A 24641-nucleotide genomic window follows, 5' to 3' on the forward strand; every position below is an offset into this window, starting at 1 on the left:
ACCGGGATCGGCACGGCAATCATGTGCACCCAGCCGGAATCGGATCATCACGCGACGGCGATCATCCCGACCGCACCGAGAGCTATGACCATTCCGATCTGCTGCAGACGACCAACACGCTCGCCGAGCATGACCATCGCCAACAGCACCGTCGCCGCCGGATACAGCGACGCGATGACGCTGACAAGCGAGAGCATTCCGCCCTGGTAGGCGTAGAGCAGTGCGGCGTTCGCGACGACGTCGAGCACGCCGACGAACGCCGCGAGTTTCAGGACACTTCCATGGGGGGCGGAAAAGTGACCGGTTGCCAAGGCAACGCTCCACACGACGGCGGTCGCAGAGGCTCGCGACGCGGCCAGTGGCCACAGCCCAGACCCTTCGCCGATCTGATGGAGACAGATGAACGCCAACGCGAAAGTGATACCCGAGCCGACTGTCAGCCAGGCGACAGTACGGGTGAATTTCATGTCGCGACCACCCGCGACCTCACCGGTCGCCTCGTCCGGCGACTCCTTACTCACCAAGACGACCGCAACGAGCGCGAGAGCAATTCCGCAGAACGCGAGTATGCCGGGTCTTTCCCCGATCATGAGCCCAGCGAGCACTGGAATACCTGCGACGAGAACGGCCGTCAGCGGCGACACGACGGCCATCGGTCCCGACGCCAAGGCGAGATAGAACCACCACACCGCAAGCCCCCCGGCGACCCCGGACGCCAGCCCCCACAACATCGGAACCAACGACACGGTCCCGCCTACGAATGGGGCTATCAGCAAGACGACGACCAACGAGAACGGGTACGAGACTATGACGACTCGAAGTGCGGCTACCCGCCTCGATGCGACTCCGCCGACGAAGTCGCTGACTCCGTAGCCGACGGCTGCGACGAGCGCGAGCAGGATTGCTGTCAGCGCATGCCCTTGATACGACGTCCGAGTTCGCGCGTCACCTCGCGCTCGGCGGTGCGGCGCGCCAGGTCCTGACGCTTGTCGTAGTCCTGCTTACCTCTGGCCAAGGCAAGTTCGACCTTGACCTTGCCATCGGAGAAATACATCGACAGCGGGACGATCGTCAGGCTGCCTTCCTTGACCTTGCCCGCCAAACGCTCGATTTCTCGCTTGTGTAGCAAAAGCTTCCGAGTGCGCCTCGGTGCATGGTTGGTCCAGCTGCCCTGCGTGTACTCGGGGATGTGCAGTCCACGCAGCCACACCTCACCGTCATCTACAGTCGCAAAAGCGTCGGCCAAGGATGCTTTGCCTTCGCGAAGGCTCTTCACTTCGGTTCCGACAAGGGCGACACCGGCCTCGTAGACATCGAGGATCGCGTAGTTGTGTCGCGCTTTTCGGTTGGTCGCGATGGCCTTACGGCCCTTCTCTCTCACTGCAGGGCCCTTTCTCGAGCGCGGGAAGGCGTGTGCGCTCGTGTACACAGCCGCTCCAGCATAGAACCGGTGCGCAATCGGTTTTCTTCCGGCCGGAGCGGAGCCTGCGGAGTGACCAGGATTAGCCGGAGCGCAGCCTGCGGAGTGACCAGGATTAGCCGGAGCGGAGCCTGCGGAGCGACCAGGGTGAGTGTATGGAGCGGATTTTATTCTCTGACGTAGAGGCGCAGCGTGATGTAGGCAGTCACGGCAGCCATACCGATGCCGACGAGGGCCAGGAACGGCGACACCAGCAGCACGTCACTGTTGGAGATGCGGGCGAGAATGTTGGCTTCGTATACGTCGGCGAGTACGTCGTCTATGAAGATGTTCTTGGCTCCGAACAGGCCTGCGATCGCAAGTGCAGATCCGATGATCGCGGCGACGACGGCCTCGAGCAGGAACGGCAATTGCGTGTACCACCGTGTTGCGCCGACCAGTCGCATGATGCCGACCTCGGTTCGCCTGGTGAACGCGGCAATCTGAACCATGTTGGCAATCAATAGAACTGCGGCTATCGCCTGAACGATGGCGATTGCGAAGGCGGCGTTACGTACCCCGTTCAACACGCTGAAGAGCCGCTCGACCAGATCGCGTTGGTTGAGCACGCTCTGCACTCCGGGACGTTCGGCAAAGTTGTCGTTGATGACGCCGAACCGCTCGGGATCACTCAACTTGACTTTGAACGACGCCGGGAAGCTGTCGGGGCTCACCAACTGTGCCAACTCTGGTTGGTCCTTGAAGACTCGCTCGGTGGCGTCCTTGACCGCGTCATCCCGATTCAGGTACTCCACGGACACGACTGAGGGAGTCGACTCCAGGTCTCGACGCAGCGCCGAGCATGTGTCTTGCGCGCACTCTGGGTCGGTCGCGGAAATGTCGTCGGTGAGGAATATCTGCACCTCGACGCGATCGAGAAAGATCTGTTGCGTTTTTCCTGCCATCTGTACGACCAGCAGACCGCCGCCGAACAGGCCGAGCGAGATCGCGGTCGTGAGAATCATGGCGATGGTCATGGTGATGTTGCGGCGAAGTCCGGTCAGAACCTCACTGAAAATGAAACTTGCGCGCATCGCGGAATCCGAGCCCTTCGGTGTGTGCGGTCGAGAAAGTCATGTCAGCCGGCCTTGCCGGCGGGAGTGGAGCCTGCGGAACGACCCGAGGTCCGGGAGTGGAGCCTGCGGAACGACCCGAGGACTGCACTAGTGGAGCCTGCGGAACGGCCGGGGAGGCTATCTGCCCACGCCGTAGACCCCGCGAGCCTCGTCTCGCACCACTCGGCCGTTGTCCAGTTCGACGACGCGTCGCCGCATCGAGTCGACGATGTGATTGTCATGGGTAGCCATGAGAACAGTCGTGCCGGTTCGGTTGATCCGCTCGAGCAGCATCATGATGTCTTGGCTGGTGTCGGGATCGAGGTTTCCGGTCGGCTCGTCGGCCAACAGAACCAGAGGTCGGTTGACGAATGCGCGTGCGATCGCGACGCGTTGTTGTTCGCCGCCGGATAACTCGGAGGGCAAACGATCGGATTTACCACCGAGCCCGACCAATTCGAGAACCTCGGGCACTGTCCGCTTGATCATCGAGCGCGGCTTGCCGATTACTTCCAGGGCGAACGCGACGTTCTCGACGACGGTTTTCTGCTGCAGCAACCGGAAGTCCTGGAAGACACAACCCATGCTCTGCCTCAACCGTGGAACCCGCCGTGACGCGAGCCGATTGACGTGAAAGTCCGCTACGTGGATGTCCCCTGAGGTCGGGCTCTCTTCCTTCAAGAGCAGACGCATGAACGTCGACTTGCCCGAACCCGATGGTCCGATGAGAAAGACGAACTCGCCCTTGTCCACGGAAACGGTCACGTTGTCCAGAGCAGGCCTGGTCGACGTCTTGTACGACTTGGACACATTCGTGGTGCTGATCACGGCTCGCAGTGTAGTCCTTACCGGCGGGTAGCCGACCGAAGCGAGGACCGCGATTCGAATGTCATGGGGTACTCGACGGAGCTGAGGGGGCAGGCGCCTGCGGATACAGCGATCGCAGTTGCGGAGGAACGGTCAAACCTGGCAAATAGGTCGGATCCTGCGATGTCGTGCTCCCCGACTCTCCGGTTGACGACCCGGGCTCTCTCTGTTGTCCCGGCTCCTGCTGTTGCCCTGGCTCCCCCGGTGTCCCGCTTGTGCCCGAGGGGTCCTGCGATGTCGTGGGCTCGGCGCTCGACGATGGCGGGATGCTGGCCGACGGAATCGAGGACTCGGGTACGTCGCTCGGAAGGCGGTTCTGGTACTGACCGGTGTCGATCGGAGTCGGGCCATTCACCGCACCTTCCGGCTCAGGCCGCACCTGACCGTAAAGCAGCGCGGTCAGCACGAAGCAGATTCCGAGGGCGACTGTCGAAGTCCGAGCACGCCCGAAGATTCGCGCCGGAATCTTCCAGTGGCGAGTCCAACGATCGGTTTCGGTGTTCTCTTCGGTCACCTGTCCGCCCCTCGATCTCCTTGGGCAGAGTCGGGTGCGACTCCGGCAGTCGAGATGTCCGGGGCCACACTGATCCCCTCGGGCTGCAACGCTGCTGCCACCCGAACACGCAGTTCGCGTCCGACCTGAAATTGCTTACCCGGCAACGTTCTCGCCACCAGGCGCACATGCACCAGATCGACTTCGATGCTCTCCACACCCATCACGGTGGGCTCGTCGAGCAGCAATTTTCGCAGTCTGGCGTCGGCGAAGGCAGCGTGCCCGACGCGTCGCAGAATTTCGTTGACGTGCGTGAGGTCGGCAGTGGAAGGAATCGGAACATCGACCACCGCACGTGCCCAGTCTTTCGACAGGTTGATCGCTTTGACGATCTGCCCGTTCGGAACGGTGATCACTTCACCGTCCACGCTACGAACCCGCGTGACACGCAACGTGACGTCCTCGACGGTCCCTTCGGCATCTTCCGCCGAGCCGAGGACGGCGATCTGTACGACATCACCGAACCCGTACTGCCGTTCGGTGATGATGAAGAACCCGGCGAGAATGTCCTGCACTACGCGCTGCGCGCCGAAGCCGAGCGCTGCACCCAAGACGGTTGCGGGTGCGACGAGCGAGGTGACGGCAAATCCGAACCGTCGGAGAACTTCGATGGTGACGAGTATGTAGACGATGGTGACGGCAACCCAGGTGATCACTTGAGCGAGTGCGTGCCGGTGCTTGGCTGCCTCGGACCGGACCAGCGCGTCGCTGTGCTGGTAGTTCGAGTCGATCCGCGTAGTGATTCTCGATCCGGTCCAGCTGATCAATCTGGCCACCAGCATGCCGCCGAGCACATAGAGCACGATCTCCAGACCTCGGCCACTGAGCCATAGTGCAAGATCTGGCGGCACTCCGAACGATAGAGCGCTCACGGTCGTGGCGGACATCATGTCGATTTACTCCCCCCGCATACGCCAGCGAATTCCGGCCTCCAAGAAGCCGTCGATGTCGCCATCGAGCACGGTGGAGGGGTTGTTCACCTCGTATTCGGTGCGCAGGTCCTTGACCATCTGATATGGATGCAGAACGTAGGACCTCATCTGGTTGCCCCACGAGCTTCCGCCGTCGCCCTTGAGCGCATCCATCTCGGCCCGCTCTTCTTTGCGCTTGACCTCGAGGAGCTTGGCCTGCAACACGCGCATCGCGGACACCTTGTTCTGCAGCTGCGACTTTTCGTTCTGACACGTCACGACGATGCCGGTCGGAATGTGTGTCAGTCGGACGGCAGAGTCGGTGGTGTTGACGGACTGACCACCCGGACCGCTGGACCGGTAGACGTCGACACGGATGTCGTTCTCGGGAATCTCGATGTGGTCGGTGGTTTCGACTACCGGCAGGACCTCTACCTCGGCGAAGGAAGTCTGACGTCGACCCTGGTTGTCGAACGGGCTGATCCGAACCAGCCGGTGCGTTCCCTGCTCGACCGAGAGCGTGCCGTACGTATATGGGCCCTTGATCGCGAACGTCGCACTCTTGATGCCCGCTTCTTCGGCGTACGACGTGTCGTAGACCTCGACACCGTATCCATGCTTTTCGGCCCACCGTATGTACATGCGCATGAGCATCTCGGCCCAGTCGGCCGCGTCGATTCCGCCGGCGCCGGAACGAATGTTGACGAGCGCCTCACGCTCGTCGTATTCACCGGACAGCAGCGTCCGGACTTCGGCGGCAGCAATGTCTTCTCGCAACGCGGCGCGCTCGGCATCGGCATCCGCCGTCGCGGCAACCTCGGCGTCACCTTCTTCACCCTCTGCCAGTTCGTACAGAACCGGGAGGTCGTCGAGCCGTTGTCGCAGCGCCTCCGCACGACGCAGTTCCGCCTGTGCGTGCGAGAGCGCACTGGTCACCTGCTGAGCGTGGTCCTGGTCGTTCCACAGGTCCGGCGACACAGCTTGATGCTCCAACTCGTTGATCCGTCTGCGCAGCTCCTCGATGTCGAGGACAGACTCGATCGTGGTGAGGGTGATGTCGAGTTCGGCTAGGTCTGCGGAAACGTCAGGATGCACGAGAGCCAAGGTTACCGGCACCGTCGACGGCGCGGAGACCGCCGTCCCCGACACGACCCCGGACTGCGGAGGCATCGACTGACGAGGGTGACGTCGACTGCGTCGACACCTCTAGTCTTGTTCGCGTGACCGACTACGCTGCCGACCTCCGACTCGCGCTTGCTTTGGCCGACGACGCCGACTCCATTACGCGGAATCGTTTTCTCGCCTTGGACCTCGAGGTCGACGACAAACCGGACCTGACCCCGGTCAGCGACGCGGATCTGGCCGTCGAACATCAACTGAGGTCTGTGCTGACAGAGCAACGCCCCGATGATGCAGTGCTAGGTGAGGAATTCGGCGGTGATGTGGCCTTGAAGGGACGACAGTGGGTGATCGACCCCATCGACGGCACCAAGAACTTCGTCCGCGGCGTACCGATCTGGGCAACACTCGTCTCACTGCTGGTCGACGGAGTCCCGGTCGTCGGCGTCATCAGCGCGCCGGCACTGAACCGGAGATGGTGGGCCTCGGAGTCCGCAGGAGCATTCACAGCCTTCGACAACGGTTCACCCCGGCGACTCGGTGTTTCGGCGGTGCGGGAATTGTCCTCGGCCAGTTTGAGCTTCTCCAGCCTGTCTGGCTGGTTGGAGCGTGGAGTACGCGAGGAGTTCATCTCGTTGACCGACGATGTGTGGCGCGTGCGTGGCTACGGCGACTTCTTTTCCTATTGCCTGGTGGCCGAGGGCGCTCTGGATATTGCCGCCGAGCCGGAGGTCTCGTTGTGGGACCTGGCACCGCTGGACATTCTCGTCCGCGAGGCCGGTGGAAGGTTTTCCTCGGTCGACGGCCGACCCGGCCCCCACGGCGGCAGTGCCATCGCGACCAACGGACTTCTGCAGGACGAGGTAGTTCGCCGCCTGAGCTGAGACATGAGGACGACGGTGCTGCGGTGTTCGGATGCAGCCGCACTGGCGCTGACGTGCGGCGACCGCCCACAACTTACTCAGGAGTAGACAGCTATCTTACCCGGGAGTAAGATAGTCCGAGTCCGAGCCCGACACCGAGAAACAGCTGGTGATCATGAGCAAGCAAGACAGTGTGACCGAAACGAAGCGCAAAGCGCCTCGCGACACGTCCGCGGTTGGCCTCAATCCGTTCAAACGAGATGCCATAGGCACGGCTATGCGCGTGCTCACGGCAATCACCGGATCCGAGCTGGCAGAGAAGTACAACCTCCGCCAAACAATCGACCGCGTCACCTACGAGAGCACCAAGAGCGGGTTCAAGACCCTCGGTGCTGCAACTCGTACGTTCGCGAAGGCGACCGGTAACGAGAAGCCGAAGCGCCTCGACGATTCAGCGGCCAAGAACCTCGGGTACTTCGACCTGACTCCCGACGACGAGCAGCGCATGATCGTCGAGACCGTCAGGGAATTCGCCGAGGAAATTCTGCGGCCCGCAGCATTCGATTCGGATGCCTCCGCATCCTCTCCAGAGGACCTCGTTCGCAGATCCGCCGAACTCGGCATCACGTTGATCAACGTGCCGGAGGAGCTCGACGGCGCGGCCTCCGAGCGCGGTGCCGTGACCAACTCCCTGGTGGCCGAAGCATTGGCGCACGGAGACATGGGACTGGCACTGCCCATTCTGGCGCCCAGCGGAGTTGCCGTTGCACTCACCCAGTGGGGCACCGATGCTCAGCAAAAAACCTACCTTCCCGCATTCGTCGGCGACAAGGTGCCCAATGCAGCCGTCGTCGTCAACGAGCCTCGCGCCTTGTTCGACCCATTTGCATTGTCCACCAAGGCAGTTCGCTCACCCAGCGGCTTCAAGCTCAACGGCGTCAAAAGCCTCGTTCCCGCGGCAGCAAGTTCCGAATTGTTCATCGTCGCCGCAGAACTGGAGGGCCGTCCGGCCTTCTTCATCGTCGAGTCCGATTCCAAAGGCCTTGTCGTCGAAGCCGATCCGAGCATGGGCCTGCGGGCCGCAGGCCTTGGAAGGTTACTTCTGACCGACGTCTCCCTTCCGGAGTCCGCGCTGCTCGGCGATGGAGATTCGGACCAGCACGCGCTCGACTACGCCGATGCCATCAGCCTTGCGCGCCTCGGTTGGTCCTCCCTCGCAGTCGGTACCAGCCAAGCTGTTCTCGACTACGTCATCCCCTATGTCAACGAGCGCGAGGCGTTCGGTGAGCCGATCAGCAATCGGCAGGCCGTCGCCTTCATGGTCGCCAACATTGCCATCGAGTTGGACGGCATGCGGTTGGTCACCCTCCGCGGCGCCTCGCGTGCAGAGCAGGGACTGTCATTCGCCCGCGAAGCTGCCCTCGCACGTCGTCTCGCGTCGGAAAAGGGTATGCAAATCGGTTCGGACGGAGTTCAACTCCTCGGCGGGCACGGCTTCACCAAGGAGCACCCGGTAGAACGTTGGTACCGCGATCTTCGCGCCATCGGCACTGCCGAAGGCATCGTTCTCATCTGATTCGCGCCCACCTTGAAGAAAATGACCCAAGGACACACACGATGATCAATCTCGAACTACCCAAAAAGCTTCGGGCACAGGCGAATCAAGCGCATCAGGTGGCGGCCGAGATCTTCCGTCCGATCTCGCGCAAATACGACCTCGCCGAGCACGAATACCCGGTCGAACTCGACACCATGGCGTCCATGATCGAGGGAATGTCCGACGCAGGCAACGATATCGGTGGCGCCGCAGGTGGCCGGCAAAAGGACAGCGAATCCGCACCCAAGCCCAGCAAGACCGCCAACGCCAACGGCGGAAACATGTCCGCACTGATCAACGTCATCGAGACCTGCTGGGGTGACGTCGGATTGACGTTGTCCATCCCCTATCAGGGCCTCGGCAACTCGGCTATCGCCGCAGTGTCCACCGACGAGCAACTCGAACGATTCGGCAAGGTATGGGCTTCCATGGCCATCACCGAGCCTAGCTTCGGATCCGACTCGGCTGCTGTGACCACAACTGCAGTGCTCGACGGCGACGAGTGGGTTCTCAACGGTGAAAAGATCTACGTGACCGCTGGTGAGCGCTCGAGCCACATCGTCGTATGGGCGACCGTGGACAAGTCGAAGGGACGCGCAGCGATCAAATCGTTCGTCGTACCGCGCGATGCCCCTGGGCTGAGCGTCGCTCGCCTCGAGCACAAGCTGGGAATCAAGGCCTCCGACACAGCAGCGCTTCTCTTCGAAGACTGTCGGATTCCGAAGGACAATCTCCTCGGGAACCCGGAAGTGGATGTGGACAAAGGGTTCGCGGGCGTCATGCAGACGTTCGACAACACGCGACCACTCGTAGCAGGTATGGCGATCGGCGTAGCCAGGGCTGCTCTGGAAGAGCTGCGGTCCATTCTGACCGACGCCGGTGTCGATATCTCGTACACCACTCCGGCATACAACCAGCATGCCGCTGCAGCCGAGTTCTTACGGCTCGAAGCAGACTGGGAGGCATCTCACCTCCTGGCACTTCGGGCAGCCTGGATGGCCGACAACAAGCAGCCGAACTCGCTTCAAGCTTCGATGGCCAAGGCAAAAGCCGGCCGTTCGGCAACCGACATCACGCTCAAAGCCGTCGAGCTTGCCGGGACCGCAGGCTACTCCGAGCGACTACTCCTGGAGAAGTGGAGCCGGGACTCGAAGATCCTCGACATCTTCGAAGGAACGCAGCAGATTCAGCAACTGATCGTCGCCCGTCGAGTACTGGGAAAGACGTCGGCGACGTTGAAGTAGTCGTTCCAGACAATATCTCCCCAAAGAGCCCGTGGTCGCGAGTCGACCACGGGTTCTTTGCGTCTTTGCAGAAGTATCGTCGATAGATGTGTGGCGGGATAATTTCTGTCGCAGTGTCGAAAACGCTGAGCGCCGTTCGTCGTCATCATGTAAGACAACGAACGTGCCGAACGAGGCACCGCTGATGCAAGGAGACGAACCATGAAGTACATGCTGCTGATCAACGCGCCGAGCGCGGATTTCGACAACGGTTGTTCGGTGGAGGACTGGATACAGTTCGGTAAGGAAATGCAGGATGCAGGCGTGTGGGTTACCGGCCACGCTCTCGCAGATCTCACCACGGCGACAACAGTGCAGGTCGACGCGTCCGGGCAGCGCAGCATCACGGACGGGCCGTTCGCGGAAACGCGAGAGGTATTGGGGGGCTTCGAGGTCATCGATGTGCCGGACTTGGACGCCGCACTCCATTGGGCCGAACGCTGCCCGGGTTCTCGCGGAGGTGGTGCGGTAGTCGTACGACCGATCGCCGACTTCTGAAAGCTAGCTTGATGAGCCGCAGACCGGCACTGTCTCTCGAAGCAGTGTTCCGCGAAGAATACGGGCAACTTCTGGCAACGCTCGTGGGGAGATTCGGCGATCTGGATTTGGCCGAGGACGCCACCTCCGATGCACTCGAGGCCGCGTTGAGTCGATGGCCGGTCGACGGCGTCCCCTCGAGACCCGGCGCTTGGCTGCTGACCACAGCTCGGCGTCGGGCCGTGGACAGACTTCGACGCGATCAGACCTACGCCGCGAAACTTGCGGAAATTCAGGTCGAGCAAGATCGCGCATTTCAGGCCCCGTCCGCCGATCCCGTCGACGGCGGTCTGCCCGACGAACGTCTCCAACTCTTCTTCACGTGTGCACATCCCGCGCTGGCACCGGATGATCGGATTGCGATCACGCTTCGCTGCCTGGTCGGCATGACCACAACCGAGGTTGCGCGCGCCTTTTTGATTCCTTCGTCGACGGCCGGACAGCGAATCTCCAGAGCCAAGAACAAGATCCGGGTCGCACGGATTCCTTTCCGCGTCCCGGATCGACATGAAATGGCGCAACGGTTGCCCGGAGTTCTGCAGGTCGTGTATTCGATCTTCACCGAGGGCTACGCAGCGTCGTCCGGCGAAAACCTGCTCCGAACAGATCTGGCCGACGAAGCGATACGGCTCGGCCGGATTCTGCATGGCCTGCTTCCGGCCGAGCGTGAAGTTACCGGGCTGCTGTCGCTGATGCTCTGCACTCACGCCCGGAGTTCTGCACGCGCAGGCAAAGACGGTGAGATGGTGATGCTCGAAGAGCAGGACCGTCGGTTATGGGACCGCGAGATGATCGACGAAGGGCGCACATTGGTGGTACTCGCTCTCACCGGCGGCTCCCCTGGGCCGTACGGCGTTCAAGCAGCCATTGCGGCCTTGCACGACGAAGCTACCGATGCCGAGAGCACGGATTGGCCTCAGATCGCAGAATTGTATGGCGTGCTGGCCACGATCACGCCGTCGCCGATCGTCTCTCTCAACAGGGCGGCGGCTATCGCAATGTCCGAGGGTCCCAGCGCCGGCCTCGAAGTGATGGAAGCGTTGTCCACCGAGCCCCTGCTACAGAACTACTATCCATATCCTGCCGCCCGAGCGGATCTCCTCGCACGGCTCGAACGCTGGTCGGAAGCTGCTCGATGGTTCGAACGCGCACTCGGCCTCGCCGGCTCCGAACCCGAGCAAAGATTTGTCCAGCGCAGATTGGCCGCGTGCTATCGCAACGCGCCGACTCCGGAAGACACCCCTGGATTCTGACACTTGTCCGCAACTCCGGATCGAACGTCAGTGCGACTCCAGGATCGACACTTTCACCCCGGAGTGAACTGAATCACACTATGATCGAGGCCGCAGGGTGCTGGTCCACGGTCTTCGACCCACCTGCAAGCGAAGCAGTTTCGGCACGACGCACGATCTCGAGGGGATGATCATGTCGGTCAAACACAGCATGGTTCGACACCGCACGCTGTCACACATTATCGAAGGAGCCGGTGCAGTACGCGTCATGAATCGAGCGGGACTCATACCGTTTCCGCGACTGGATCGAGGAATAGCATCGATCCGTGCAGTAGGTAAGTACGGACCGTTCGCCGGTCCGGTCCACGCACACGCTACGGCGGGCGTCACCACAACCGCTCTCGTCGACGAGATGGGATCGATGTCGTACATCGACCTCGAGCAGCAGTCCAACGCGCTCGTTCGAGGCTGGATGAATGCAGGCGTCGGAGCGGGATCCGTCATGGGCGTCATGGCTCGCAATCACCGGGGGCTCGTTCTCACCATGCTGGCCGCTGCGAAAGGAGGCATCCGGCTCGTGATGATGAACACCGGTTTCGCTCCCCCGCAATTGGCCGACGTCGCAGTCCGCGAGCAGGTCGGCACCTTCGTGTACGACGAAGAGTTCGCCCCTGTCGCGGCCGTTCTCGCACCCGAGGTGAAAACTTTTCTGGCCTGGTCCGACTCGTCGAATCCCACGATCGCCACCCTGGCCGACGTGGCGAAAGGGCAATCCACCTCACCTGTCCCAGCACCGACGACGCAAGGAGGTTTCGTTCTACTCACGAGTGGCACGACCGGGACGCCGAAAGGCGCTCCCCGAAATCACACCTCCCCGCTGGCGTCAGCGCAGTTCCTGGATCGGGTTCCACTGCGCCGCGGACAGACGATGGTGATGGCAGCTCCTGCTTTCCACGGAACCGGTGTCTCACAATTCGCGTTGGCCCTGGCGCTGTGCAACACCGTGGTGATGCATCGAAAATTCGATCCAGAGAACACTCTCGCGCTGGTCGCCCGTCATTCCGCGGACTCCTTGGTGTTGGTTCCGACGATGCTGCAACGGATTGTCGATCTCCCGCCCGCTGTACTCGCGAAGTACGACACATCCTCTCTACGAATAGTTTTCGCAGCAGGCTCGGCAATCTCACCCGACTTGAGCCGTCGTACGACCGAGGCATTCGGCCACGTTCTGCACAATCTCTATGGGTCCACCGAGGTCGCAGTTGCCACCGTCGCAACACCCGAGGATCTCGCGGTAGCACCCGGCACCGCGGGTCGGCCACCGGTTACGTGCCATGTCGAACTGTTCGACAACGACGGACTACGCGTGACCGACGTCGGAGCAGTCGGCCGGATCTTCGTCTCAAGCGGACTGAGCTTCTCCGGCTATACCGATGGACGTGACAAGGAGCGGATCGACGGAATGCTGTCGACCGGCGACATGGGCCACTTCGACGAGAACGGTCTGCTGTTCGTCGACGGACGCGACGACGACATGATCGTCTCGGGTGGTGAGAACGTCTACCCACTGGAAGTGGAGAACTTGCTCGCCGAACGTCCGGATGTCGTCGAAGCCGCCGTGATCGGAGTCGCTGATCCAGATTTCGGACATCGCCTCAAGGCCTTCATCGTCCCAACGGACGACTCGACGCGAAATGCAGACGAGATTGTGAGCTACGTGAAGTCGAACCTGGCTCGGTACAAGGTTCCACGCGAAATCGTGTTCCTCGACGAGTTACCCAGAAACGCTACCGGCAAGATCCTGCGGCGCGCGCTGACGGAGCATGCCGGCCCGGTTGCCGACGTGAACGATCTACGGACCGAGAAGACCTGGTAACGGATCGACCAGATGCCGAACGGACTGAACTCAGTCCAAAAAGAACTAAAGCCGGTACCCGTGGTGGGTACCGGCTTTAGTTCTTAGTAGCGGGGACAGGATTTGAACCTGCGACCTCTGGGTTATGAGCCCAGCGAGCTACCGAGCTGCTCCACCCCGCGATGCAGGACCTAAGTTACCGGACCATCTGGAACGAAAGCAAATCGCTTCTACCGATGAAGCGAGACCTGAACTCTCAGCCCTACGAGAAAACCGGACGCGCGGTCCCTTCACGCCTTTCATCCAACACAATGAGTCCGAAACTTGTTGGACACGCCGGTTCAGTAGACCGAATACGGTGCTCTGAGTCACTCAAACTACGTGATGTATGGCACATAACGAGCACGTAACGATGTGGATACGAAATGGTCCCGACCGCTCCCCAGCAGCGGAAACGCCGTGATTCATCCCAACAGGTGGACGGCCGTACAGGAAATTCTTAGTGTGACGTCACGAAAATCCTCGACTACCTTCGCTCTCGGTCCTAAAACACAGGGCCAGTACCACCCCCGCCGCTAGCGTTGCTCTGCCCCGCGGGGGATGGATCCCCGAATACGAACGGGGGCAGAGCCGCAACACGTGCGAGTTACTCGTACACAGTGCCTTGGACACGTAACACTCGCGAAGTCCAGTACGGCCGGTTGCGTCAGCATGCGCGGAGAGGATTTTCCCCACATGTCCAATGGAACCAATTTCGGCAAGCGTGCACTCGGATGGGCGACCGTCACCGGCGCAGTCGTAGCAATCCCCCTCGGCCTCTCGATGGGCACTGCGAACGCTGCAGAGCACAACTGGGACGGTGTCGCGGCGTGCGAGAGCGGCGGCAACTGGAACACCAACACCGGCAACGGCTACTACGGTGGCCTGCAGTTCTCGCAGAGCACCTGGACCGCCAACGGTGGCAGCGGATCACCCCAGAGCGCGTCCAAGGCCGAGCAGATCCGCGTAGCGGAGAACACTCTGCAAAGCCAGGGACCCGGAGCTTGGCCGGTCTGCGGTCAGAACCTGACCACCGGCGTTTCGGCATCGGCACCCGCCGCCGAGGTCGAGCCTGCGCCAGCAGCACCCGTCCAGGAAGCACCAGCAGCACCGGCCGAGTACATCGCCCCGGTCGAGCCCGTCGTCACACCGGAACTTCCTGTTGCGCCTCAGTACCAGGCGACCGCACAGCAGTACGTCGATCAGGCCACCACAGTCGCACAGCAGTACGTCGACACCGCGTCGAAGCTCGCCGAGCAGTACGGAGTCAGCGCACAGTTCCAGCAGCTCGTTGCAGCCAATGCACCGATCTTCAGCGCGATCGGCCGGTAGTCGATCGTCCGTTCGGCATGGCTGATCCGTCAGCGCTGATCGACGCGACATAGCTTCGCAACAACGCGAACGGCGCCGTCACTCATATGAGTGACGGCGCCGTTCGCGTTGGTCTTCGTCTTCAGATCTCTGTCACCGATGTTGTCTGTGACCCGGTGACTGCGAGTACCCAGTAGTTCGGGTACTCGCAGCTGCCGTTAGCTGCCGCCGTTGTTATACGCGTCGATAGCTTGCTGAAGTGCGTCGAATGCAGTTCCCAATCGTCCGAGATCACCGCTCTGTTGAGCGGTGCGCACATCGGTGAGCGCACTGTTCAATCGCTGCACAGCAGCTTGACTCGGCTGACCCTGAGCCGGTGGCGAAGTGGCAGGAGGAGGAGTCGCGCCGGGCGTTGCGCCTGGCTCGACGGTGGGCTGGGGTTTCTCTGGTTCGCCGCCGGGTGCGGTTGCCGCAGTTCCAGTGCCCGATCCGAAGACCTGATCGAGCGCCTCCGACAACGTCGCTGCGTATCCGACGCGCACACCACCTCCCGAACCCGGTTCGCGGTAGCTCACCAAAACCCTGGTCAGCTGTGGGAACGTCGACGTAGAAGCCGTATTTCGCTCCGTGTACAACGGTTCCACGTACAGAATGCCGCCGTCGGCAATCGGCAGTGTCAACAGGTTTCCATATTGGATCTTGTTGGACTGCTGCAACAACGTTTTGTCCGATGCAACTCGTGCATCCGATGTCATCGAGTTCTGCGCCTGCTGCGGACCCTGCGTCTGAGTGTTGGTCGGCAATTGGAGAATCGTGAACTTGCCGTAATTGTCGGGATCGGAACGCACCGATATGTACGCCGACAGCAACTGCCGATCGAATCCGACCATGGCACTGGTCAATCTGAACGAGGGCTTGCCGGTCTCGGGATCGCCGATCAGTACATAATACGGAGGCTGATTGAGATCGGTACCGCCGTCAACGGTCGGATCGCTCGGAACCGACCAGAACGCGTTGTTGGTGAAGAACTCGTTCGGATCATCGACGTGGTACTTGGCGAGCATTTCGCGCTGAACCTTGAACAGATCCTCCGGGTACCGGAAGTGCGACCGAAGATCGGCGGGGATTGACGACTCCGGCTGGACCGAGTCGGGGAAAACACCCATCCATGCGTCGAGCACCGGATCCTTGTCGTCCACCTGGTACAAGGTGACCGTGCCGTCGTAGGCATCCACCGTCGCCTTGACGGAGTTCCGAATGTATGAAACCTCTTTCTTCGGAAGCGGCCGACCTGTCGTCGGTTCCACACTGTCCGCGGTGAGACCGTCCAACGACGCACGCTGCGCGTAAGGATAGTTCTCCAACGTGGTGTAGCCGTCGACTATCCAAACGATCTTCCCGTCCACAACAGCTGGGTAGGAGTCGCTGTCCGTGGTCAGCCAAGGAGCGGCCTTCTGAACACGCTCGCGGGGATCACGATTGAACAGAATCTTGGAATCGTCGCCGATAGCGCCCGAGAACAGGATGTTGCGCTCGGCGTACTTGGCTGCGAAGGCCAACCTGTTGAACCAGTTACCGATTGGGACGCCGCCCGCACCGGAATAGGTGTAGCGAGAAGTATCGGTGTCGTACTCTCGATCTCCGCTCGAACCGCCGGTACCGACGATGGCGTAATCGGGATCGGCTTGTGCAATGACCTCGCCGTAGTAGATGCGGGGCTGATCCACTGGAATGACCTGATCGGTGCCCTGCGAAGCAATGTCACTGACGGTGTAGATCGGGTAGCCGCTGTTGCTGTTGGACCCCTCTGCAGTCGGATCCTGCACCGCTTTGTTTACGCGGTTGGCTGGAGCTGCCACGAAACCGTTTCCGTGCGTGTAGACCGTGTGCCGGTTGATCCAGTCCGTCTGGTTGCCTGTAAGACTCTCGGGCGACAGCTCACGTGCAGCGACGATGTAATCCTGAAGCTGGCCGTCGATCTCGTACCGATCGACATCCAGCGATGTCGGAAACCCGAAGAAGTTCTTCAGCTGTTGCTGCTGAGTGAAGGTGCGCGACAAAACATTCGGATCGAGCAGACGGGTGTTCGCAATAGTGGTGATGTCCGCTGGGCTTTCCCGCGGAGACTGCGAACCTTCGCCCGAATAGTCCTGATACTCGACGTTGTCGTCCCCGATACCGTAGGCATCTCGGGTAGCCGCGATATTTCTCTCGATGTATGCCTGCTCTTTGACTGCAGCGTTGGGACGAACCGAGAACTGCTCCATCAGGAGCGGGAACACTGCACCGACGAGGATCGACGACAGCACCAGCAACGCAGTTGCGAGCGCTGGAACACGCAAATCGCGGAGGAAGATCGCCGCGAAGAAAGCTGCGGCACAGATCAATGCAATGGCCAACAGAATCAGTTTGGCCGGGAGCACAGCATTGATATCGGTGAAGCCTGCACCGGTGAACGTCGGTTCCTTCCGACTACTGGACAGCAGTGAGTATCGGTCGAACCAGTACGCAATTGCCTTGAACAGAACGAACGAACCGGCAAGGACTGCCAACTGAATACGTGCGGCCCGAGTGAGAGCGCCCTCGCGGCCGGCCAGACGAATGCCGCCGAAAATGTACTGCGTCACCAAGTTCGCAAAGAACGCGATGAGGGTAGAGACGAACAACCAGTTCAGAATGAATCTGTAGAACGGAAGGTCGAACGAGTAGAAGCCGACATCGAGACCGAACTGCGGATCGGCAACTCCGAAATCGCCGCCGTGCAGGAACAACTGGACCGTGACCCAGTTGGTCTGCGCGATGAGACCGGAGATGAGACCGAAGATCAAGGGAATTCCGACGCCGAACAGACGGAGCCTGCTCATAACGGTCGTGCGGTACCGAGCAATCGGATCGTTCGGCCCGGCAACGGGAACGAAGACCGGACGATTCCGGTAGGCAAACCAAATCGACAGAAATACGAGGCCACCGACGAGCAAGCCGACAACCAGGAAGATCACCAAGCGAGTCAGCACTGTCGTGGTGAAGACCTGGCGGAAGCCGACTTCGTCGAACCACAGCCAGTTCGTGTAGGTATCGATAAGGCGTGGGCCGATCAGCAGCAACGCTGCGAGGACCAAGGCCAGGACAAGTAGAATTCGGCTCCGTCGCGACAGCGACGGTAGTCCGGAGGGGGCCCTCATGCCCACGTGCCACACTCCAACTTCGGGCGGTACAAATCTGTACCGCAGATGGCTTCGGCGGCACACATCGTGCGCCGCCATGTCCGATTTGAGAACCACTGTACGGAAGACGTCACCGACTCGCCCACACCCGTCGACTCTTTCGTAGCCCTGCGAGGTGCATTTTCTGCTCGGTGGGAGGATGAACACGTGAGCGATTTCAGTGACGACCTGTACGGCGACGGCATAGACCACGAAAACGACCCCGAAGAGCTCGGTGCCGCCCTGGCGCGATGCGCGCACGAAGTGGCAGATTTCGTCGACGCCGAAGGGTGGGGACAGCCACCGCAACTGTTCGCATTGGTCCCGACCTCGGTATTGGCCGCCGCGGAGCCTGGACTACTGGAGGAACTGGCCGACGGTTCGAAGCTCACTCCTATTCAGCAGCACTCGCTTCCCGATGACATCAAGGGCGGTTCGCCGGCACTGGACGAGTTTCTCGCCACGACCAGCTGGCCGGAGGGCGTCGTCGGATGCGCACTCGTCCAAGAGATCGTCGTGTTACCACCGGCAGCCGAATCAGCGCTCGACGAAGCACTCGTGCCGTTGCTCGCGAACAGTGACGCAGCAGACGAGGCAGCGCGGATCGCCGCTCGGACCCACCCTGATCGCAAGGACGGCCGACTCATCGCCGCGGTGATCAAGGACGGCCCCACGTTGACGCTGCTACAGATGCAGCCGGACGACGACGCCGACCCCTTCGCCCCGATCGAACTGCTCCTCTACGACAACCTCGCGCCCAATGTCGTGCACGCGTTGTACTCGACATTCGACAATGTGGAAGAGGACTGAACCGGGTCGATGAGTCCTCACTCAGCAGGCAGGCGCGTCTCCCCCGTCGCCGATCGCCTGCAGTGACTCGATAGCGCCGTCGAGCGAGTCGACCCTGACGAGCCGGAGGCCGTCGGGAACGTTCTGTTTCGCCTCCTCGCAGTTGCTCGACGGAACCAGGAATGTCGTCGCACCAGCTTCACTCGCGGCGATCAACTTGTACGGGATGCCGCCGATCGGTCCGACCGTCCCGGCTGCGTCGATGGTGCCGGTGCCGGCCACGAAGTCACCGTTGCTCAATTCGCCGGGGCTGAGCTTGTCGACCACCGCGAGACTGAACATCAGGCCGGCAGAGGGTCCGCCGACGTCCGCCAGGTTGAACTTCACGGTGAACGGGACATCGGGTTTCTCGGCCGGCGTGACACCGAGATACCCCTTTTCCGGGTCGTCCGGTCGGGCCCCGAGCGTCACGGATTCGGTTCGTTCGCCGTTTGCGTTCGACACCACGATCTCGACGACGGCACCGGGTGCCCGAGCACTGACGGCGTCACGGACCCCCGCAACGGTGTCGGCGGGAACGCCGTCGATCGAGATCAGGCCTTCACCTTCGGTCAGCTTCCCTGCCGCCGGCCCGTCGGCGGCGACCGATCCGACCGTGAGCACCACAGGCAGGCCCAGGTGGTGCAACGCGGCAAGTTCTGCGCTGGCCTCCGACTGCTCGAAATCCGCCTCGTTACTCTGCTGGACTTCTTCCTTCGTCTTGTCCGGTGGATACACCTCTTCGCGCGGCACCAGTCCCTGCCGTCCGCTGACCCAGTAGCCGAACGCCTCGAAGATGTTCAATTGATCGCGCACCGCGACGGTGGTCATGTTCAGATGGCCGGTGGTGGGGTCTACGCCCACGCCGTCGATCTCGACTACGGGCACCCCGTCTGCATCACCGAGGGTGTTGTAGGTGGGCCCCGGACCGAGCGCAGCGAACGGAACGGTAACGACCGTTCCCGCGACACCGAGTACGACAACGGGCACAAGGGCGGCGACCAGAGTAGCGATCCTACGATTCACCCGACAAACAGTAGAACCGATCGAACAACGGACGGTGCGAGACCCCTCCTTTCCGCATTCTCGGCGGGCAGGTGCGCGTGTTCGCCGACAGCGTGATCGCCGTTGATACCCTCGAGCGCTGCAGCCTTGTACCGTTGACCCATGAGCAATTTTGGTTTCGAGAGCTCCGACGAGGATCCGGACAAGAAGAAGGATCAGGGCGGAAACAGCACGCCTGGCGGCTTCGGATTCGGCAGTGAGGGTTTCGACCCCGCGGCCCTGGGCCAGATGCTTACCCAGTTCGGGCAGATGCTGAGCGGAATGGGCGCCCAAGGACAGGGAGGCGCGAATGCGGGGCCGGTGAACTACGACCTGGCCTTGCAACTCGCTCGTCAGCAGATCGGCACGATCACTCCGGTGGCTGCGGGAAAGTCCGAGGCTGTCGCGGACGCCGCACACCTCGCCGAACTCTGGCTCGACGGCGCTACGACGCTGCCTGCCGGGGCGAGCAAGACACTTGCGTGGACTCCTGGCGACTGGCTCGACAACACCATCGAAACCTGGAAGCGGTTGTGCGATCCAGTCGCAGAGCAGATTTCCGGAATGTGGACTTCCGGTCTTCCGAGTGAAGCTCAGCAGGCCGCCGGGCCGATGATGGGCATGCTGACTCAGATGGGTGGGATGGCGTTCGGGTCTCAGCTGGGTCAGGCTCTCGGCCAGCTCTCCAAAGAAGTACTGACCTCTACCGATATCGGCCTTCCGCTCGGACCGAGCGGGGTCGGAGCGTTACTGCCCGAGGCCATCGCAGCGTTCTCCGAAGGTCTGGAACAACCCGAACGCGAAGTTCTCGTGTTCCTGGCTGCCCGCGAAGCTGCACATCACCGGTTGTACAGCCATATTCCGTGGTTGCGCCAGCGCGTGCTCGCCACGGTGGAAGAGTATGCCCGGGGAATTCGGATGGACTTCTCGGCAATCGAGGAGGCAGCGGCCGGCCTCGATCCCGCATCCCTGACCGATCCGTCGAAGATCGAAGAAATTCTGCAGCAAGGCGCGTTCGAGCCGCAGACGACGCCTGAACAGAAGCACGCGCTCGAACGCCTCGAGACCATGTTGGCGCTCGTCGAGGGCTGGGTCGAGACCGTCGTAGGTGAAGCTCTCGGCGAGAGGCTTCCGGGCGCGGGTGCGCTCGGCGAAACCATTCGACGACGTCGCGCATCGGGTGGACCGGCGGAACAAACCTTCGCAACGTTGGTCGGTCTCGAGTTGCGGCCACGCAAGGTTCGCGAGGCAAGCGAGCTGTGGCGTCGACTCACCGCCGCAGTCGGCATCGATGGACGCGACGGTGTGTGGTCTCACCCTGATCTGCTGCCCGTATCGGCAGACCTCGACGATCCTGCCGGATTTATCGACGGTGTCGTGGGCGGCGGATCGAGCAGTTTCGACGACCCGATCGCACAACTCGAAGCTACCGAGGCTCAGGAACGATCCGAACGGGAAAAGAAGGACGGCGATAAGTCCTCCTAGAAATACACGCTGGGAAATGCGCGGCAGGGAACTGGGTGGATCGAAAATCTTCGATCCACCCAGTTTTTTGCTTTATACGCTGTTCAGCCATGTTGGCGGCCTGTGGATAACCGACGGTTCGCGGCGCAGTGGGACCGTGCCGGGGTGTCATCGTTCGATTTATGAGCACATCAACGATCCGTCGACCGAAGCTTCGTGTATCGGCGTTCGCACAACGGGACGGAACCGTTCGTCTCGGTTGGGATCCCTACCGGTCGTACATCCTCACTCCCCCACCCGGGATCGCACCGAAGGTGCTGCTCGACATCCTCGGCCAACTCGACGGCGCCCATTCCCGTGCTCACGTGGTGTGGTTCGGGTGCACAGTGGGGTTGACGGGCAACTCGATGTCGACTCTCCTCGCCGAACTCGACGAGGCCGGACTGCTGAGCGAGGGAGTCCTTCCCTCGACGGACGGAACTGCAAGCAGTGTGATGACCGTCCACATACTCGGACGAGGACCGCTGTCGGACGCCTTGGCCGCGGGGCTGACCCCTTCCTCGATCCTCGTCGTAGTGCGTTCGAGTGTCGCGCCTGCACAACTGCTGAAAGTGGACGACGCCGGGTGGCCCTGTGACATTGCCGTTCTCGCCGACGATATGGCGCCCGATCCGCGTGTGATCACTTCGCTCGTGCGTTCACGCACCCCACATCTTCAGGTCCGAATCCGCGACGGCAAGGGGATCGTGGGTCCGTTCGTCGACCCCGGCAATACCAGTTGCCTTCGGTGCGCGGAGTTGATTCGCTGCAGCTTGGATCCACAGTGGCCGCACGTTTCGGCACAGCTTCTCGGCCGTGTCGGTGAAGCCACCAAGCCCACCGTCCTGGCAACCGCTGCCGTTGCGCTCGCCCAGATCGAAGCATTCGTCGCCGGACATGACGCGGCGCTGCGGGACATGTCGCTGGAGCTCGATCTCGTGGCGCACACCATGGACTCCCGCCACTGGGTTCGGCATCCAGGATGCGACTGCGCCCTCGTATAGCAGTCACATGTGTGCTCTCACCTGCTAGGTGGGCAAGAAGTTCTTCGTTCAGCCATGATGGGTATGTGTCAGACATTCCTCGCCGCGGCTCAGCCCGAACTGCCAAGCTCGCACGAATTCCAATCGGTATCGCCGGGCGGGCTGCGGTGGGCTTCGGGAAGAAGCTTGCCGGCGGCAATCGCCAAGAAATCGACAGCGCACTTGCCGCCAAAGCAGCCGAGCAACTCTTCTCGGTGCTCGGCGAGCTCAAAGGTGGCGCAATGAAGTTCGGGCAGGCACTCAGCGTGATGGAGGCCGCCGTCCCGGAGGAGTTCGCTGAGCCGTATCGCGAAGCGCTCACCAAACTCCAAGCGGATGCACCGCCCCTACCAGCGGACAAAGTGCATCGAATGCTCGACCGGCAGCTCGGCACCACGTGGCGATCCCGATTTATTTCTTTCGACGACACTCCGGTGGCGTCGGCGAGCATCGGACAGGTTCACCGCGCGGTCTGGGCTGATGGCCGAGACGTCGCGGTCAAGGTTCAGTACCCAGGCGCAGACGACGCTTTGCGTGCCGACCTGAAGACATTGTCGCGTTTTGCCAACACATTCAGCGCCATCTTCACCGGCGCAGACGTCAAACCTGTCCTCGAAGAATTGATAGCTCGGACCGAGGACGAACTCGATTACCGTATCGAGGCAACCAACCAGCGGGCTTTCGCGCAAGAGTTCGACGGTGACCCACAATTCGCGGTACCCCGCGTCGTCGCCAGCGCGCCGAAGGTCCTGGTCAGTGAGTGGATGAGCGGTACACCGTTGGCCACCATCATCGCGGGCGGAACAGCGCAGCAACGCAACGACGCGGGAGCTCTGCTGGCGTTGTTCGCTTTTGCGGCACCGGCACGGGCAGGTCTGCTGCACGCCGATCCACACCCCGGAAACTTCATGCTGCTGCCCGACGGCCGACTCGGCGTCATCGACTTCGGTGCGACCGCCCCGATGCCGAACGGCTTACCGCCGGTGCTGGGCAGGATGGTTCGGTTGGCGCGCGAGGAACGATTCGACGAATTGGTCGAACTGTGTACCGACAATGGATTCGTCATTCCGGGGCGCACTGTGACCGCGACGGAAATATCGGACTATCTACGGCCGTTCACGGATCCGATTCGCACAGATACATTCCACTTCACGCGCGCATGGCTTCAAAAGGCAGCGGGTTCCGCAGCTGAATTCGACAGCGCCCAGCTCAAAACAGTTCGCGCACTGAATATGCCTGCCGAATACATCATGATTTTCCGCGTTCTCGGTGGCCTTGTCGGTATCTGTGCACAATTGGACGCATACGCGCCCTACATGTCGATCTTGACCGAATGGATGCCCGGCTTCACCGACGACGACGCTCAGTCGAGCGAAGGCTGATCGGACCGGCGCACGCGCCGGGCATCCCATACCGATCTCACGCAACCTCCCGTTGGTTGCTCCTGTCTTTCCGGGGTCGACCACGCGGACGTTTACGAGCAATGACGACACCCTGATCGAGTATCTCGCCGCCCCACACACCCCATGGTTCGGCGCGATCGAGGGCGGCACTCAAACACATGGTGCGGATGGGGCACTCGACGCACAGCTCCTTGGCTCGCTCCAGTTCATGTGGACTCTCCGCGAACCATAAGTCGGGATCGTCTGCCCGGCAGGGTACTTCGACTCCGAAGATTATTCCGTTATCGGTCGATATCGCTACATGTTGCGGTGACGCAGCGATACGTGCTGCGCTCGAATGTGAAACGGTCGAACTCTCGACCTCGTATCGGCATGTCGTCCGGGTTATGACGGTAGACACGTCAGTCTCCTCTACTTGTCGTACGGCGTATGTGCGGTTCTGCGACTTCTGTGCGAACCCGGGGCCGAACGTTCGAGTCAGGAGGGGGACTTCTCGAACAAAAATGGCCACGGTCCGCGTGAGCGGGTCCGTGGCCTTTCGGAGGCGATTCTCGAAGCGTTCCTATCGAGGCTTTCCTCGATATCGACTTTCGATCACGGACGTACTCTGTGCTCGGCGATGAAATGCTGCTGCCGCTGCGGGACGTACTGCTGCGCCTGCTACCTGGACTGGCCAGTTCGCGAGCATCGTGTCAATCCCTGCCGGGGTGGCACCGGCACCAATGGTTGCTCCGGCTGTAGCGCGGTAGGCAGAAACACGAGCCAGAGGCACGGACCGAACAGCATGCGTGTCGTCAGCAACAAAAATCTGATTCTTCATCGTTTCTCCCACCTCCTCTTCGACCAATGGATAATTCATTTACCAAGTGAATATTTACCGCTCGCGGTCTACCACGGGCGGTGGAAACAGACTAAACCCCACGCTTCGAACGGCACAAGCTATTTTCTACCTGCAGT

General features: G+C 61.4%; 20 protein-coding genes and 1 tRNA gene. 11 read left to right on the top strand and 10 right to left on the bottom strand.

Going from position 1 to position 24641, the window contains the following annotated elements:
- Positions 1 to 47: 47 nt before the first annotated feature.
- From H2510_RS03045 to prfB, 6 genes are all read right to left on the bottom strand, one after another.
- Positions 48 to 899 carry a DMT family transporter gene (locus H2510_RS03045; protein WP_186627146.1) on the bottom strand — a complete coding sequence of 284 codons (852 nt, stop codon included), beginning with the start codon at positions 897 to 899 and terminating at the stop codon, positions 48 to 50.
- Between the two features lie 8 nt (positions 900 to 907).
- Positions 908 to 1381: an SsrA-binding protein SmpB gene (gene smpB, locus H2510_RS03050; protein ID WP_084346912.1), complete on the bottom strand. Its 474-nt coding sequence runs from the start codon at positions 1379 to 1381 to the stop codon at positions 908 to 910.
- 206 nt (positions 1382 to 1587) lie between these two features.
- Positions 1588 to 2493 carry a permease-like cell division protein FtsX gene (ftsX, locus tag H2510_RS03055; RefSeq protein WP_186626853.1) on the bottom strand — a complete coding sequence of 302 codons (906 nt, stop codon included), beginning with the start codon at positions 2491 to 2493 and terminating at the stop codon, positions 1588 to 1590.
- A gap of 159 nt (positions 2494 to 2652) precedes the next feature.
- On the bottom strand, positions 2653 to 3342 hold the full coding sequence (gene ftsE, locus H2510_RS03060) for a cell division ATP-binding protein FtsE (RefSeq protein ID WP_084346910.1): 690 nt from the start codon (positions 3340 to 3342) through the stop codon (positions 2653 to 2655).
- A gap of 549 nt (positions 3343 to 3891) precedes the next feature.
- Positions 3892 to 4821 carry a mechanosensitive ion channel family protein gene (locus H2510_RS03065; RefSeq protein WP_186627147.1) on the bottom strand — a complete coding sequence of 310 codons (930 nt, stop codon included), beginning with the start codon at positions 4819 to 4821 and terminating at the stop codon, positions 3892 to 3894.
- Between the two features lie 9 nt (positions 4822 to 4830).
- A complete protein-coding gene (gene prfB, locus H2510_RS03070) occupies positions 4831 to 5940 on the bottom strand; it encodes a peptide chain release factor 2 (protein ID WP_186627148.1) in 1110 nt (369 codons plus the stop codon).
- 125 nt (positions 5941 to 6065) lie between these two features.
- Between prfB and hisN the strand changes: the two genes are divergently transcribed.
- The 6 genes from hisN (at position 6066) to H2510_RS03100 (ending at position 13352) form a co-directional block, all read left to right on the top strand.
- On the top strand, positions 6066 to 6848 hold the full coding sequence (gene hisN / locus H2510_RS03075) for a histidinol-phosphatase (protein WP_186626854.1): 783 nt from the start codon (positions 6066 to 6068) through the stop codon (positions 6846 to 6848).
- A 148-nt stretch (positions 6849 to 6996) separates the two neighbouring features.
- On the top strand, positions 6997 to 8403 hold the full coding sequence (locus tag H2510_RS03080) for an acyl-CoA dehydrogenase family protein (RefSeq protein WP_186626855.1): 1407 nt from the start codon (positions 6997 to 6999) through the stop codon (positions 8401 to 8403).
- 41 nt (positions 8404 to 8444) lie between these two features.
- On the top strand, positions 8445 to 9668 hold the full coding sequence (locus H2510_RS03085; protein WP_186626856.1) for an acyl-CoA dehydrogenase family protein: 1224 nt from the start codon (positions 8445 to 8447) through the stop codon (positions 9666 to 9668).
- Between the two features lie 201 nt (positions 9669 to 9869).
- Positions 9870 to 10205 carry a YciI family protein gene (locus tag H2510_RS03090; protein WP_186626857.1) on the top strand — a complete coding sequence of 112 codons (336 nt, stop codon included), beginning with the start codon at positions 9870 to 9872 and terminating at the stop codon, positions 10203 to 10205.
- A gap of 11 nt (positions 10206 to 10216) precedes the next feature.
- Positions 10217 to 11497: an RNA polymerase sigma factor gene (locus H2510_RS03095; RefSeq protein WP_186626858.1), complete on the top strand. Its 1281-nt coding sequence runs from the start codon at positions 10217 to 10219 to the stop codon at positions 11495 to 11497.
- 172 nt (positions 11498 to 11669) lie between these two features.
- Entirely contained in the window at positions 11670 to 13352 is a 1683-nt protein-coding gene (locus H2510_RS03100) for an acyl-CoA synthetase (RefSeq protein ID WP_397517312.1), read from the top strand.
- A gap of 87 nt (positions 13353 to 13439) precedes the next feature.
- Here the strand turns inward: H2510_RS03100 and H2510_RS03105 are convergent.
- Positions 13440 to 13513 (bottom strand) — tRNA-Met (locus H2510_RS03105).
- Positions 13514 to 14066: 553 nt separating this feature from the next.
- On the opposite strand from H2510_RS03105, the gene H2510_RS03110 reads away from it, so the two are divergent.
- Positions 14067 to 14702 carry a transglycosylase family protein gene (locus tag H2510_RS03110; RefSeq protein WP_186626859.1) on the top strand — a complete coding sequence of 212 codons (636 nt, stop codon included), beginning with the start codon at positions 14067 to 14069 and terminating at the stop codon, positions 14700 to 14702.
- Positions 14703 to 14899: 197 nt separating this feature from the next.
- Here H2510_RS03110 and H2510_RS03115 read toward each other — a convergent pair whose 3' ends face one another.
- On the bottom strand, positions 14900 to 17869 hold the full coding sequence (locus H2510_RS03115) for a UPF0182 family protein (RefSeq protein ID WP_186626860.1): 2970 nt from the start codon (positions 17867 to 17869) through the stop codon (positions 14900 to 14902).
- Positions 17870 to 18088: 219 nt separating this feature from the next.
- Between H2510_RS03115 and H2510_RS03120 the strand changes: the two genes are divergently transcribed.
- On the top strand, positions 18089 to 18694 hold the full coding sequence (locus tag H2510_RS03120; protein ID WP_186627150.1) for a PPA1309 family protein: 606 nt from the start codon (positions 18089 to 18091) through the stop codon (positions 18692 to 18694).
- 21 nt (positions 18695 to 18715) lie between these two features.
- On the opposite strand, the gene H2510_RS03125 is transcribed toward H2510_RS03120, so the two are convergent.
- Positions 18716 to 19738, bottom strand: coding sequence for a PDZ domain-containing protein (locus H2510_RS03125; RefSeq protein WP_186626861.1), 1023 nt, complete (start codon positions 19736 to 19738; stop codon positions 18716 to 18718).
- Between the two features lie 141 nt (positions 19739 to 19879).
- Between H2510_RS03125 and H2510_RS03130 the strand changes: the two genes are divergently transcribed.
- The 3 genes from H2510_RS03130 to H2510_RS03140 all read left to right on the top strand — a co-directional run bounded on the left by H2510_RS03130 (position 19880) and on the right by H2510_RS03140 (position 23663).
- The gene (locus H2510_RS03130) at positions 19880 to 21241 is read left to right on the top strand and encodes a zinc-dependent metalloprotease (protein WP_186626862.1); all 1362 of its coding nucleotides are present in this window, start codon (positions 19880 to 19882) and stop codon (positions 21239 to 21241) included.
- Positions 21242 to 21402: 161 nt separating this feature from the next.
- A complete protein-coding gene (locus tag H2510_RS03135; RefSeq protein ID WP_186626863.1) occupies positions 21403 to 22263 on the top strand; it encodes a TOMM precursor leader peptide-binding protein in 861 nt (286 codons plus the stop codon).
- Positions 22264 to 22328: 65 nt separating this feature from the next.
- A complete protein-coding gene (locus H2510_RS03140; RefSeq protein ID WP_084346898.1) occupies positions 22329 to 23663 on the top strand; it encodes an AarF/ABC1/UbiB kinase family protein in 1335 nt (444 codons plus the stop codon).
- Positions 23664 to 23700: 37 nt separating this feature from the next.
- Here the strand turns inward: H2510_RS03140 and H2510_RS20685 are convergent, their stop codons facing one another.
- A complete protein-coding gene (locus H2510_RS20685) occupies positions 23701 to 23979 on the bottom strand; it encodes a WhiB family transcriptional regulator (protein WP_186627151.1) in 279 nt (92 codons plus the stop codon).
- Between the last annotated feature and the right edge of the window lie 662 nt (positions 23980 to 24641).

It is taken from the genome of Rhodococcus sp. BP22 (assembly GCF_014281965.1).
Lineage (GTDB): Bacteria > Actinomycetota > Actinomycetes > Mycobacteriales > Mycobacteriaceae > Rhodococcoides.